Source organism: Ferruginibacter lapsinanis (assembly GCF_020783315.1).
Lineage (GTDB): Bacteria > Bacteroidota > Bacteroidia > Chitinophagales > Chitinophagaceae > Ferruginibacter > Ferruginibacter lapsinanis.
In genome coordinates this window covers 124,988-139,192 of sequence record NZ_CP086063.1, presented here as the reverse complement: position 1 = coordinate 139,192, position 14,205 = coordinate 124,988, and the positions used below count along the sequence as shown (strand labels likewise).

General features: G+C 37.1%; 12 protein-coding genes. 2 read left to right on the top strand and 10 right to left on the bottom strand.

The window, feature by feature from the left end; all coding sequences use genetic code 11:
* Window positions 1-182 precede the first annotated feature (182 nt).
* Window positions 183-752, top strand: coding sequence for a DsbA family protein (locus tag LK994_RS00470; protein WP_229760911.1), 570 nt, complete (start codon window positions 183-185; stop codon window positions 750-752).
* Between the two features lie 33 nt (window positions 753-785).
* Here LK994_RS00470 and LK994_RS00465 read toward each other — a convergent pair whose 3' ends face one another.
* The 3 genes from LK994_RS00465 to LK994_RS00455 all read right to left on the bottom strand — a co-directional run bounded on the left by LK994_RS00465 (window position 786) and on the right by LK994_RS00455 (window position 3,956).
* Window positions 786-1,733, bottom strand: a complete 948-nt coding sequence (locus LK994_RS00465; protein ID WP_229760910.1) for a transglutaminase domain-containing protein — start codon at window positions 1,731-1,733, stop codon at window positions 786-788.
* A 183-nt stretch (window positions 1,734-1,916) separates the two neighbouring features.
* Window positions 1,917-3,005: an agmatine deiminase family protein gene (locus LK994_RS00460; protein ID WP_229760909.1), complete on the bottom strand. Its 1,089-nt coding sequence runs from the start codon at window positions 3,003-3,005 to the stop codon at window positions 1,917-1,919.
* Window positions 3,006-3,080: 75 nt separating this feature from the next.
* Window positions 3,081-3,956 (bottom strand): carbon-nitrogen hydrolase, encoded by an 876-nt coding sequence (locus LK994_RS00455; RefSeq protein WP_229760908.1) that lies wholly within the window; start codon window positions 3,954-3,956, stop codon window positions 3,081-3,083.
* A gap of 65 nt (window positions 3,957-4,021) precedes the next feature.
* Between LK994_RS00455 and LK994_RS00450 the strand changes: the two genes are divergently transcribed.
* Complete coding sequence (locus tag LK994_RS00450) at window positions 4,022-4,543, top strand: YdeI/OmpD-associated family protein (protein WP_229760907.1); 522 nt, start codon at window positions 4,022-4,024, stop codon at window positions 4,541-4,543.
* A 123-nt stretch (window positions 4,544-4,666) separates the two neighbouring features.
* On the opposite strand, the gene LK994_RS00445 is transcribed toward LK994_RS00450, so the two are convergent.
* From LK994_RS00445 to mgtE, 7 genes are all read right to left on the bottom strand, one after another.
* The gene (locus LK994_RS00445; protein WP_229760906.1) at window positions 4,667-5,299 is read right to left on the bottom strand and encodes a peptidylprolyl isomerase; all 633 of its coding nucleotides are present in this window, start codon (window positions 5,297-5,299) and stop codon (window positions 4,667-4,669) included.
* 1 nt (window position 5,300) lies between these two features.
* Window positions 5,301-7,418, bottom strand: coding sequence for a DUF4954 family protein (locus tag LK994_RS00440; RefSeq protein ID WP_229760905.1), 2,118 nt, complete (start codon window positions 7,416-7,418; stop codon window positions 5,301-5,303).
* A 141-nt stretch (window positions 7,419-7,559) separates the two neighbouring features.
* Window positions 7,560-8,108 carry an HPP family protein gene (locus LK994_RS00435; protein WP_229760904.1) on the bottom strand — a complete coding sequence of 183 codons (549 nt, stop codon included), beginning with the start codon at window positions 8,106-8,108 and terminating at the stop codon, window positions 7,560-7,562.
* Window positions 8,092-10,014: a chloride channel protein gene (locus tag LK994_RS00430; protein WP_229760903.1), complete on the bottom strand. Its 1,923-nt coding sequence runs from the start codon at window positions 10,012-10,014 to the stop codon at window positions 8,092-8,094. Before LK994_RS00430 ends, LK994_RS00435 begins: the two co-directional genes overlap by 17 nt.
* 78 nt (window positions 10,015-10,092) lie before the next feature.
* The gene (locus tag LK994_RS00425; protein WP_229760902.1) at window positions 10,093-10,683 is read right to left on the bottom strand and encodes a Crp/Fnr family transcriptional regulator; all 591 of its coding nucleotides are present in this window, start codon (window positions 10,681-10,683) and stop codon (window positions 10,093-10,095) included.
* 128 nt (window positions 10,684-10,811) lie between these two features.
* Window positions 10,812-12,647 carry a glutamine--fructose-6-phosphate transaminase (isomerizing) gene (gene glmS, locus LK994_RS00420; protein ID WP_229760901.1) on the bottom strand — a complete coding sequence of 612 codons (1,836 nt, stop codon included), beginning with the start codon at window positions 12,645-12,647 and terminating at the stop codon, window positions 10,812-10,814.
* A 96-nt stretch (window positions 12,648-12,743) separates the two neighbouring features.
* The gene (gene mgtE, locus LK994_RS00415; RefSeq protein ID WP_229760900.1) at window positions 12,744-14,150 is read right to left on the bottom strand and encodes a magnesium transporter; all 1,407 of its coding nucleotides are present in this window, start codon (window positions 14,148-14,150) and stop codon (window positions 12,744-12,746) included.
* Window positions 14,151-14,205 lie beyond the last annotated feature (55 nt).

Genomic DNA, 14,205 nt, shown 5'->3' with positions numbered 1-14,205 from the left:
GGAAATATTCCACTATTGGTAACTGATAAATGGCAAAAAAGAGTACCTTTCGTCGCTTGTTAAACCATTTGTGCTTGCTTTTTGTATTTTAATACATTGCATTATAAGATGAACTGACAGGTCATGTGATATTACACAGAGTAGGTTTTTAACCTAAAAACATATAAAAAAAGGATAAAATTATGGCATTTAAGAAAGAAGTAGTAGAGATCATTGAACCAAGAGACGTTTTTGTTGGTGATAAAAATGCACCGGTTACATTAGAAGAATTTGGCGAATATGAAAGTGAAGCATGTGCAAAGGCAAATGAAGTTGTAAAGCAATTGCTGGAAGAATATGAAGGCAAGATACGTTTTAACTTTCGTCATTTCCCTATGACGAATATTCACCAACGTGCTTTAAAAGCAGGTGAGGCTGCAGTAGCAACTGCACAAACAGGGAAGTTTTGGGAAATGCACAATATTTTGTTTGCAAACCGTAGAAACTTAGGTACTACAAGTTTAAAATTACATAGTAAAGAAGCCGGTGTAGTTAACAAACACTTTCTGGATGAATTAGTGAATGCAACTTATGGTTGGCAGGTACAAGGCGATATCAGAGAAGGAAAAGACAGAGGTGTTACTGATGTACCAACCTTCTTTATTAACGGTGAAAGATTTACCGGTAAAGTTTCTTACGATGAATTAAGTAAAGCGATTGAAACTTCATTGAAGAAAGTAAAGAAAAAAGCACCAGCTAAACAAAGAGCTTAAAATAATGATCCCCAATGAAAATTGGGGATTTTTTTATTCGGTGATTTCTGCGGAATAGGTAAGTACAGGCTTATTATTAATTAAAACAGTAACCGGGTAAGAGTCTTCTTCATCAAACTTATAGTTAAACGATAAGGTACCTGCTGCAAAGGTATAATCTACAGTTTTAGTTTTCTTCTTTTTATCAGAACCAATCAATAATGCGACAATTTGAACAGTAGCAGTATCTGCTATTTTTAGTGTAAACTGTACAGGCTTGCTTGATTTAGATTTGATAAAACCATTTGCAGGAGTAAAATTTCTCAATCCGAAATCGTATGCAGCCGCTTTGGTGATTGGCATTCCGATAAATTCTTTCAGGCTTTTTGTCCCCGGGCCTAATTGCCAGTTTATATTATCGGGGTAATGCTGAAAATTAAAAACCGGTTTATCGGCAAAAAAGTATGAGTCATTATAACTTTTAGTGAATACAGACATTTTATCGTCTGTAAATCCGCTTCCCCAGGCCGGATCTACATAAAACCAGGTTTCCGGGCTTTGTCCTAATTGTACAACCGCCCAGGTATGGTTAAACTCATCCGGTTTTTCTCCGATCTGTTCAATATTATTTTTTACATAACCATCTACCGTAAGACACCTTATTTTAACCACACTACACATATCCTGAAACAATGCAGCATAGCCAGCGGGAGTTGTCTTTCTCAATTTTAAAATCTCGTCAGAACTGATTTTATCATTGTTGTTACTTTTGGCAGCCTTGCAATCAAAACTGATATTGTAAGCGATCCAATCGAATATAGCCCTTACCTTATCTAAGTTATCCGGAAATTTTTTTGTAACCACATAGCTGATAGTACCCATGTTTAAAGTATCCAATGGGCCTACTGTTTTTACATAATTATCTACTGCAGAAAAATCTTTTTTTTGTGCAGATGCCTGAATCGTTATAATGGAAAAGAGAAGTATAATTAGAGGTTTCATAAAGCTTGTCATGTATTAAAAGTACAAATAGAAACGTTAAGGAATTATCAATAATACCAACTGTGGTTTTCCATAGCATCAGCGTGGCGTCGCAATCACTTCATCTCTATACCTATGGGCATCATTATAGACCATTTTATAAAGAAGTTTTTAATTCGTAACTCAACTTTCGTAATTCGTACATTACACCAATGGTTCCTGCTGACTCAAACAATGAAAGCTTCCCAATCCCCAAATGATCTCTGTAGAGTCAATACCTACTACCTTTCTATCAGTAAAACAAGATTGTATGATCTGCAATGCTTCATCATCTTTTTTACATCTGAATGTAGGCACAATGATTGCATGATTAGCAATATAAAAATTAGCATAAGATGCAGGCAATCGTTGGTTTTCATACACAACAGCATCAGGCATTGGTAACTCAGCAATATTTAATTGCTTGCCATTCAGCAAACGCATTTTTTTAAGTTGATGTAAATTGTCCTGTAGTAACTCATAGTTCTCATCCTGTTTGTCTGTTTCAATAACGGTAAGCACAGTGTCTTCATTTACAAAACGTACAGTATCATCAATGTGCCCATCGGTATCATCACCAACAATGCCTTCATCCACCCATAAAATTTGTTCGGTACCATAATAATCATACAAATAGTTTTCTATTTGCTGCTGATTCAAATGTGGGTTACGATTCTTATTTAATAAACAGGCTTTTGATGTAAGTATCGTCCCTTTACCGTTGAATTCTACAGAACCTCCTTCCATTACAATACCCGGATGGTATACAGGCAAATTAAATTGTTTGCCGATCAATGTAGGTACTACATCATCCAGATCGAAAGGAGGATATTTATTTCCCCATGCATTGTAATTCCAGTCTACAATTATTTTTTTTTCTTTAGCGGAAGGATTAATTAAAAATGCCGGCCCATGATCCCGGCACCAGGCATCGTTAGTTGGATGAAAATAAAATTCAATTTTAGAAAGGTTTGCTGATGCTTTTTGTAAATGGCCGATCGCAAATTGTTTCATTGCTTCATCGCTTACATTGATACGTACTTTCTCACTTTTGCTTACCTCTTTTATAAATTCACAATAGTAAGGATATATCTCATCTATTTTCCCCGGCCATGAAGCTTCTTTATGAGGCCAACTTAACCACATGGCTTCATGCTGTGCAAATTCAGCAGGGAAATAGTAGCCTAAGTCTTTTGGAGTTTTACCCCAAACCCCTAAAGGGGAGTTATGAAGTTTATTTTTATTGTCAGTCATTTATTATTCTGTATAGCTTTAGGGATTTCAAGATATTTTACTCTTCCAAGTTCCCCTTTTAGGGGGCTGGGGGTATTAATCCTCATCAATAAATCTTTTTGTAATAGGTTGATAACTGTCAATTCTTCTATCTCTCAAGAAGGGCCAATGCGTACGATAGCTATCAGTTTTAGCTGTATCGATTTCTACGATGGCAACTTCTTCTTCTTCGTGAGATGCTTTGTATAATAATGTTCCAAACGGATTGGAAACAAATGATCCACCCCAGAATTTCATCGCACCATTCTGTTCAAAACCAACCCTGTTCACACTTACTACATGTACACCATTTGCAACAGCATGACTGCGTTGGATGGTTTGCCATGCATTGTATTGTTCCGTATTGGTTGCTTCATCCTGCGATGTTGCCCAACCTATTGCAGTGGGGTAAAATAAAATTTCGGCACCCATCAATGCGGTAATTCTTGCAGCTTCCGGATACCATTGATCCCAGCAGATAAGAATACCGAATGTGGCAAATTTTGTTTTAAAAATTTTGTAGCCAAGATCACCGGGAGTGAAATAAAATTTTTCGTAAAAAGCCGGATCATCAGGAATGTGCATTTTTCTATACTTGCCTAAATATTTTCCATCAGCATCAATTACTGCGGTGGTATTATGATATAATCCTTGTGTTCTTTTTTCAAAAAGCGAAGCAATGATCACCACTCCCGTTTCAGCAGCTACTGCACTCAATGCTTCAGTTGATGCGCCGGGAATAGATTCTGCTAATTTAAAATGTTCATAATCTTCTGTATCACAAAAATATAATGAGGTAAATAACTCCTGCAGGCAAACAATTTGTGCGCCTTTTTTTGCTGCTTCTCTTACTTTACTAATCGCTTTATCCAGGTTGGCTTGTTTATTTGCAACACAACTCATTTGTACCAAAGCAATATTTACTTTTGCCATATTCATTTTTTAAGAGGACAAAGATATAGCTTTGTTTTTAGGTAAATTATCAATGTACAGGCATTATGGTAAAATTTACAACTACTATTCAGCAGTTTGCAAAACAAGGTGAAAAGACAGGCTGGACATACGTGTCCATTCCTGCTGATATTGCTACTGCGATCCATTCCGGGGATAAAAAAGGCTTTAGAGTAAAAGGTAAACTGGATGATTTTGCCATAAGTGGAATAGCGGTTTTGCCCATGGGAAATGGAAGCTTTATTTTACCCTTAAATGCGGCCTTAAGGAAAGGAATCGGTAAACGTAAGGGGGCAATGTTAACGCTTCAATTAACCGAAGATAAAAAGGGGTATGAATTGAATAAGGAATTTATGGAATGCCTGGAAGATGATCCGGATGCGTTGACTTTTTTCAAAACCCAAACCCGGTCAATGCAAAATTATTTCAGTAAGTGGATAGAAACAGCGAAAACTGATGCAACCAAAACAAAGAGAATTGCAATGGCAGTGTCTGCATTATCGCAAAAACTAAATTATTCTGAAATGATCCGAAAACAGAAGAAAGATAAAGAAGATCTTCTAGGTTGATGACATTGAGAGCACAAAGAATACTGAAAGATTCATGGAGAATGGCGGTTAGCAGTATGTTGAAATTAAAGATGCTCTCATTGAATTTTACTACTTAGTGGATCTTTATGAAAAAAGAAAAAGTTAAAGCAACACTCTCAATAGCAACGCAAACCCATCATCTTTTTTGGGATTATCTTTTATGGTGACAATGTGTAAACCCACATCGGTCCATACTTTAAAAATATCTCCCTTTTTGTGTGCAGCAATAGCTTCGTCTAACTGAGGCAGCATGATACCTCTGATGAACCAACCCAGATCCCCACCTTTTGTAGAAGAGGCATGATCAGAGCTGTATGTAAGCGCCATGTTATCAAAACCAGCTCTTCCTGTTTTTATTTTAGCTATAATGGTATCTGCTAAATTATTGGCGAACTTTACATTAAAGGTGCTGGTATCTAAAACAATGTGACTAACATGATAAAACGTGTTAGGCAATTTTGCCAGCACTTTCAAAAGATAATTTCCTTTTTTAAAGGGGCCATACACTTTCCCCAGTTTTCCTTTGTAGGCAATGCTATCGGAGATACCTACAAAATTTGTGGTGGTTACAACAGTTACAGTGTCGATCTTAAATTTTTTCTTCAATTTATATTTTACATAACCGATAGGGTCCGGTGTAGTTTCCAATTCTTTTTTAATGACAGCGATTTGCTGGCAAAAAACTGTAATATAAATGCTGGAAAAAACAAATAGCAACAATAATTTTTTCAACATATTACAGTTTAAATTTTCTTATGAGAGATTTTATTTGTTTGGTCATTGTATCTAATTCAGCCATCTGCTCCTGAATAAATGTATTGTCTTCTAAGCGGCCGATAACTTTATTCATTTCTTCGTTGGTCTCATACACCATTTTACGGAATGGATTGCTGTAATCTTTTGCCCTGCTGTTATAAATACCCTTACACATCCATTCCTGTGTTTTCAATACCTCAAGTAATAATTGTTTAAAAAGCGCTGCAGTAAATTGCTTTGGAGTGATATGAAGTATTTCCAGCAGAGAGGTGTATGCATGATTCAATTTGTTATTAGCATAGGCGGCACCTTCTTTACGATAGAAAGTATGCACTTCATCCCAGTTTTTTATTTTATCTTTTTTAATTGAAATTTTTAAGTTTTCTACAGAAGTTTTTTGAATTAATTGTCCGCCGATATTCAGCCATTCTGTTCGTTCTATTTTAGCCGAAAGGCTTTTCTTCAGGTCATCAAAACTTTTTACACGATTTTTTTCAATATGATTCAATATTTCTGTTACACCATAATATTGGATCACTTCTTTAAAAACTTCAATAGCTTTTGGTACTTTTAGGATCAATGTTTTTCTGTCGGTGTTTTCCCAATTGGCAACTTCTGCAGTGCCACTGGCATCAGGTTTTAATTTTTCTAATAATTTTAAACCGTCAAATAATTCGTTGATTGTGTCGGGGGCTAAAAAATTATATTCGATCAGTTGGATCTTTTCAGTGCGGCGGTCCCTGTCTACATATTTTCTGGAATTACGAACCAGGGCATACATGTTGTACATGAACCAATAACCCGGTATTACAACCAGATTATCTTTGCTTACATCATTACCAATTAAACTAAACGGGATCGGTATATTTATTTCGGCAGGAAAATCTCCTTTGGCAATGATACAGAATGAAGCAAATTTAGAATTGTGTTTAAGGCTTACACACAACCCCGGCCAGAAGCCACGTCCGGCAATAATTTCACCATCTGCCGCTCTGCTGTTATGGTTGCTTCCGATAGTAGCCCCTGCGGCCATATTGCTTTGTCCCATTATTAAAGAAGCACACAAAAAAGAATTATTATGATGTTGTTCGTGTGCAGGAAATATTAAAGAGTTCAGTACTTCACAACAGGAAATAGTTGAGTTATTGCCCAGATAAGAATTCAATAATCTTGCTCCATATTTTAATTGTGAGTGAGATGCCATCACAAAACGTACGGCTTTAACACCGTAAAATATCCGGCAACCAAAACCAATGATGCCGTTCACAATTTCGCAACCTTCACCTATCTGAGTGGTTCTTTCTCTATCACTGTTGATGGTAAGATTTTTAAGTTTATTAGCTCCTTTCAAATATGCATCAGAACCAATCATTACATCTTTAATGATCTTACAATTTTTGATCACTGTTCTGTCTTGTATCTTTCCGTAATACCCTCTTTTCGTATCAAATTTGTTTTCTGTAAAACTTTTAAACTTATTCATTAATGCAGTATCACTTCTGTATCTGCTCCATAAATATGCGTCACCTGTAAGCATACCGTCAAACAGTATAACTTTCCGGCCTCCGTTTTCATTACATAATTCCATCCATACTCTGCTCCTCTCTTCTTCTCCATCGGTTAAAATACCATTACCGAATTTTGCTTTATCGGTTGTAGCCAGCTCGTTTACATTGGCGATCATTACTTCATTGCCGATGATATAACGACTTAGGCAATTCACATTATCGATACATACATTGTCACCAAAATCCGAGCTGATTATTGTGCTGTTATATAAGCCCACCGGCATTCTTAGATTATGGAATTCCAGGTAAAGAGATTCCAGTTTACCGATTCTGATGATGCCATAAAACTGGCAATTTTTTACCAACTCAGGGTTGAAGGACTCTGAAACAAAAATTTTATTCCAATCGTCTGAAGTATTTCTGTTGCGAACCAATACCTGAATTTCAAGTGCATTCAGTTTTCTGTATTTTACTGTTTTGTCTCTTTGTAAATTACGAAGATGGTATTCGTCTTTTCCTTTTGGTATATATTGGGGCTCAATGAAATTGTATCCGAGTTGACTTAGAGGTTGCTTCTTAATAATGTTCATTGCTTAAAAGATAATGAGGGTCTAAAGTAGTAAATTTCCCTGAATATAAACTTTTCTTATGGGAGAGTGGTACTGATTTGGTATGGCTACCAACTACGAGATTAGGGTTACCCTAACTGTGTATAGATAAGTCACACTAACTTATTCCCTGCTTGGGTATTTTCTGTTGGTGGGGATATTGTTTACGATCACTGCTACAATAAAAAGTAACAATACGCCTGTTAATACCGGCGAAAGTACATATCCATACCCCAGCGTTTTTATTTTGATACTGCCTATGTTGGCAATCAATGCGGTTGCGCCACCTGGAGGGTGCATCGTTTTAGTGATCTGCATCAATACAATGGCAAGTGAAACAGAAAGGGCTGCGGCAAGCCAGGTAATATCAGGTATTAGCTTATGAAAAGTTACACCTATGATGGCACAGATCAAATGACCTCCTATAAGATTTCTTGGTTGTGCAAGAGGACTATCAGTTGAGCCAAATATCAATACGGCAGATGCTCCAAACGAGCCTATTAAAAACAAGTTGTCACTTTGAGTTAATTGTATGCTCTGTAAAAGCCCAATACAACTAATGCCTAAAAATGCACCGATAAATGTCCAAAAATGATCTGAAGGGTCAATAAGTGTTTGTTTATACACCACATATTTTGTAACCCTGTAAGTACGTTTAATTTTTTTCTTCAAAACGATTGTATACTTGATTATTATTTTTTCTTGTAACCGCTTTTATCAATCTCTTACCGTGTACTAAAACAGTAAGTCCATAGTTTCGTAAAGAAATATGTGGAGACTTTTTTTCATGTTCATCTTTACCATGTTTATAAGCAGTAATAATATCTTTATAAGATACTACTCCGATAATATCGTTGGAAGTAGCAACAACTGGTAATACATCAATGTTTTCTTCTGCCATTTTTTCTACCGCAGCTCTCAGGCTGCTGTCGAGGTAAATGGCTGTATGTTTTTGTTTGATCAATGATCCTATCGGGTCGGCAGGTATATGCCCGGTACTTAGCAGGTCTGATGTACTGATAATTCCTTTAAATGTATTCTCAGCACTAATCACAATAAAATAATTATTGTTGATCGTCTCTTCTGTTTTTAACCATGTTCTAATTTCCTCGATCGTGTTTTCTTCACTCAGTAGCGTAGCATTTTCATTCAGAACATCGGCAACAGTTTTTCTTTCCAATATATCGGGTTCGTAAGAATCTGGTGTGCTTACGCCTCTTCTTCCAATTTTTTCTGTCATGATGGTATTCTTCATCAAAAAGAAAGAAACAAAATAGGCTGCGGTGCAGGCTGCCAATAATGGCAGTAATGCATTGGTCTGTCCGGTAGTTTCTAATGCAAAAATGATAGAGGTAAGCAAGGCTCTGGAAGCTCCGGCAAACATAGCAGCCATACCTACAAGTGCAGCTAGTGAAATGGATATTCCTGAGGAAGGGAAGAAATGGAGAATAAGAGCACCTACTAACAGTCCCGTAGCAGCGCCGATGGTAAGTAGTGGAGCCAATGTACCGCCTGAAGTGCCGCTGCCCAATGCAATAGCCCAGGAAATAAATTTTAATATACACAATGACAAAACAATTTGAACAGGAAGAGTGCCGGATATGATATTGGTGATATTCTCATAACCTACTCCCAATGTGTGAGGATTAAAATAGCCTACTGTGCCAACTGCAATGCCGCCAATTGCCGGCCACCACATCCAGTGTATCGGAATTTTTTCGAATAAATCTTCGATGAAATAAACAGACTTTGTAACACCAACAGCAAGTAATCCGATCGTAATACCAATAATACTATAAGAAAAAATAGCCGTATTAGATGCTGCCTGAATAGTTACAATGAGCGGAAAGACGGGCCCTTTTTCAAACAACAAATAATGCCCGGCAGCACCGGTTATACAGGCAAGTGCTACGGGTATGATCGATCGGGGAGAGAACTCAAACAATAATAATTCAATAGCTAAGAATACTGCAGCAACAGGGCTTCCGAAAATTGCCGACATCCCGGCTGTAGCCCCGGCTGCTAATAATATTTTTCTTTCGTTGTGAGTTATTTTTAATAGTTGCCCGATGGTAGAACCCAATGCCCCTCCTGTAGCAATTATGGGACCTTCGGCACCAAAGGGGCCACCGGTTCCGATAGCGATTGCTGCTGAGATCGGTTTTAAATAAGTGATGGTTGGTTTTATTTTACTTTGATTTGTTAGTATCTGCTCCATTGCTTCGGGGATACCATGACCACGGATTGCCTTAGAACCATACAAGGCCATAAGGCCTACGATGATGCCTCCAATGACAGGGATCACTATTACCCAAACACCCAATGTGTTGCCTAAAGGACTTACATGTGTAATAGAAAAATTTCCATGAAAAGAAATATTTGTTACCAGGTTGATCAATGATACCAGCACTTTTGCCAGCAGGCTGGTAAGCACAGCAATGCCTATAGCCAATAAGGCAATAGTAATAATTCTTTTTTTATCCCTTATCTGCCTGGGATAAATATTTTCTGCCTCTAACGTTTCGGTTAAGGAAATTGAAACAGGAATAGGAGTATCCCTCATACTATGTTTTGACATTAACGTGCTAATAAATGAGCAGCAAAGTTCTGTCTGATACTTTGGATAAAAGTTGCCATTTGGCAAATAATGTAATTCTTATATTTTTTTTGCAAACTCTTTCCTGATCCTGCTTAAGGAAGTATTGGTGACCCCAAGATAGGAGGCAATGTTTTTTAATGGAGCATTCTGGAATATATCCGGACTATGCTCTATTAAAAGACTATAGCGTTCTTCGGCAGTATTATGCAGCATAGATAACATTCTTTGTTTCAGATCAGCATAAGCACTTACCAGCATTGATCTGCCAAATTCCCGAAACTCGGGCATAGAATGAAAAGCGATCTGTAATTCATCAAAAGTGATACACCATATGTGGCAATCAGTAATAGCCTGGAAATTTTCTTTACTGGGAATCTGTTTGAAGAAAGAAAATAATTCACATACAACTTGTTTGTCGGAGTAAAAGTTAGTGGTAATATTATTGCCTTTGATATCATGGGTAGATGACCATGCAAAACCCGTTTCTAAAAAGCAAAATTCTTTACATATTTTTCCTTCTACCAAAAAGTAATCATTCTTACGAATTATTTTTTCTGTAAAACGAGCTGCAATTTCTTCTGCTTTATTAGTAGAGATGGGAAATGTTTTTTGTATGTATTCCAGTAAAAGAGTATTGTTTCCGGGCATTATTACAAATCGTTTACATCAAAACTACTGTTTTAGGTAATACAAACACAATGAATATTTAGAAGGTGGTTACGTAAAAAATGACCCGTAAAAAACGGGCCATTGTATAAATATTGTTTTATTTTTTATTATTCTACAGTAACACTTTTTGCCAGGTTTCTTGGTTTATCAACGTCAACTCCTTTTGCAATACCAACATAGTAAGAAAGTAATTGTAAAGGAATACAACTTAATAATGGTGCTATCAATTCATCAGCTGATGGCACATAATATACATCATCAGCTAATCCAGGGATAACTTCATCGCCTTCTGTTATGATAGCAATTACTTTACCCTTTCTGGCTTTGATCTCCTGGATATTACTTACTATCTTTTCGTGGTAGCTATCTTTGGTAGCTACAAATATTACAGGCAAATTCTCATCTACCAATGCAATAGGACCATGTTTCATTTCGGCAGCAGGATATCCTTCTGCATGTATGTAACTGATCTCTTTTAATTTTAAAGCACCTTCAAGAGCAATAGGGAAGTTGTAGCCTCTGCCTAAAAATAAAGCGTCGCTTGCTCCTTTATATTTTTCTGCTATAGCTTTAATCTGGTCGGCACTTTTTAACAATGCATCTACTTTTTCAGGAACAGCTTCTAATTCATACAATAAAGCTGAATAGCGATCATGGCTGATCGTATTTTTTTCTTTAGCGATCTTTAATGCCATCATGGCTATAACCGCTAATTGTCCGGTAAATGCTTTTGTTGAAGCTACACCAATTTCAGGACCGGCATGTGTATAAGCACCGCCGTCACTGATACGTGCAATAGATGAGCCTACCACATTTACAATACCAAAGATCACAGCACCTTGTTGTTTAGCATTTTCAATCGCTACTAGTGTATCAGCCGTTTCGCCACTTTGTGAAATAGCAATAATGATATCTCCTTTATTGATGATAGGATTTCTGTATCTGAATTCTGATGCGTATTCAACTTCCACAGGGATCCTGCATAATTCTTCAATTACATATTCGGCTACCAAACCGGCATGCCAGCTGGTACCGCAAGCCAAAATAATAATACGGTTGGCTTGTTTAAATGCCTCTATATTATTTTGGATACCACTCATGGTAATGGTTCCTGCAGCAGCGTCTAACCTTCCACGTAAGCAGTCATGTATAGTGCTGGGTTGTTCAAAAATTTCTTTTAACATAAAATGTTCATAGCCGCCTTTTTCAATAGCCGCTAATTCCATATCAAGTTTGGTAATGAACGGAGTTACCTTCTCATTACCCAGATTCTTAAGTATTAATTCATCCGGTTTTACGATTGCTAATTCGTAATCATTTACATATACTACCTCTTTTGTGTACTCTAACATCGGGGTGGCATCACTTCCTAAAAAATGTTCTCCCTTACCAACGCCAATTACCAGGGGACTTCCTTTTCTTGCAGCAATAATAGTTTCAGGGTCATCTTCATCAATCAATAGGATACAATAAGCTCCTGTAATCCTTTTTAATGCAATTCTTGTAGCTTCTTCTAAATTACAGTTGTTATTATTCTTAATATCCTCAATAAAATTCAGCAGAACCTCTGTGTCAGTATCACTTGTAAATGTGTATCCTTTATTAATCAGCTCTTTTTTTATCTGAGCATAGTTTTCAATGATACCATTGTGGATCATAGCTAATTTACCGCTGGCAGAAGAGTGAGGGTGTGCATTTCTATCACTTGGCTCACCATGTGTGGCCCAACGAGTGTGCCCGATACCAATGTGAGCGTGCATATCTTTGCCAACTACAGATTCTTCCAGATCGGCAACGCGGCCTTTCTTTTTATATACTTTTAATGCACCGTTCATCAATGCTACACCAGTACTATCGTATCCTCGGTATTCTAAACGTTTTAAGCCTTTAATTACAATAGGGTAGGCTTCTCTGTGCCCCGTATATCCAACTATTCCACACATAATTATATTTTTTTAGCCCAGTACGGCAGTTAAGTGAACTCAGGCGTAGTTTATCTTGCAAAATAGTAAAAAAAGAGGAAATACGCCTTTTATAAATTACAGTAAAATACCTTTTAAGAACAGGTAAGCCACTGAGAAATAAATAATCAGACCCGTTACATCCACCAGCGTTGCTACAAATGGCGCTGATGAAACCGCAGGGTCTGCTCCTAATTTTTTTAATAAAAGCGGTAGCATTGAACCGGTCACTGATCCCCACAATACTACTCCTATAAGCGATATGCCAACACTTATGGCAATTAAAAACCAATGAACACCATAAAGATCCTGCATGATGCCATGCGCCATTAAACTATGCCACAGGCAGATTCTGAAAAAACCAATGATGCCTAAGATACTTCCCAAAGTAAAGCCGCTCAAAATTTCTCGACGCATAATTCGCCACCAATCTGCTACGGTTATTTCACCTACTGCCATTGACTGAATAATTAGTGTAGAAGCCTGTGAACCACTGTTACCACCGCTGGAGGCGATTAATGGCATGAACATTACCAAGACGGTCGCTTTAGCTATTTCATCATTGAAAAATGCTAAAGCAGATGCTGTTAAAAATTCTCCTAAGAACAATACTACCAGCCACCCTGCCCTTTTCTTTACCAATTTAAAAAATGGTGTATCAAGATAGGGTTCATCCAATGCCTCGGTTCCCCCCATTTTCTGCATATCCTCACTAAATTCTTCATTAGCTACCCACAACACATCATCGATAGTAACAATACCCAATAGTTTATTGGTTTTGCTTACCACAGGCAAAGCCACACGATTGTTCATTTTAAATGCTTCGTTTGCTACTTCCTGGTCATCATCGGCATGTAAGGTAATGAAGCGGCCGTCCATTAATTCATTCACCTTTTTATCAGGAGTAGCCATAATAAAATCCTTAATGCGAATATCATCCAGCAATTCTCCTTTTTTATCGATTACATAAATCACATCGATTGTCTCGCTGTTCTTAGCATATTTCCTGATAGTGTTTAATACATCTTCTACGGTATCATTTTCGTACACGTAAATGTAATCAGGGGTCATCAGTCTTCCTACACTTCCTTCGGGGTATCCCAAAAGAGATAAGGTTACCTTTCTTTCATCGGGATTCAATGCTTTTACCAATTCTCTCACTGCACTGCCAGGTAATTCACTTAAGAAAGCTGTACGGTCATCCGCAGGAAGTTCGTTCAATAATTCTGCTGTCGTAAATGCGGGAAGATGTTTGATAATTCTTTTTTGAGTTGAGAGCTCAAGTATCTTAAAAACACTGGCAGCTCTGTGCAAAGAAAGATGACTAACTATTTGGGTTTCATAATCTTCATTTTCGTATATCAATTCGGCAACATCACTGATATTCTGATGATTCAGAAACTCCTGGATCTTCAGTTTATCTTCTGAGGCAATTACTTCCTCAAACTGTTGCTGTATCGATATTTCTTCTATCTCTAACGACATGACAATGTTGTGCTTAAATTTGTAACGATGAATTCAGCGCAATTTACTCTATTTA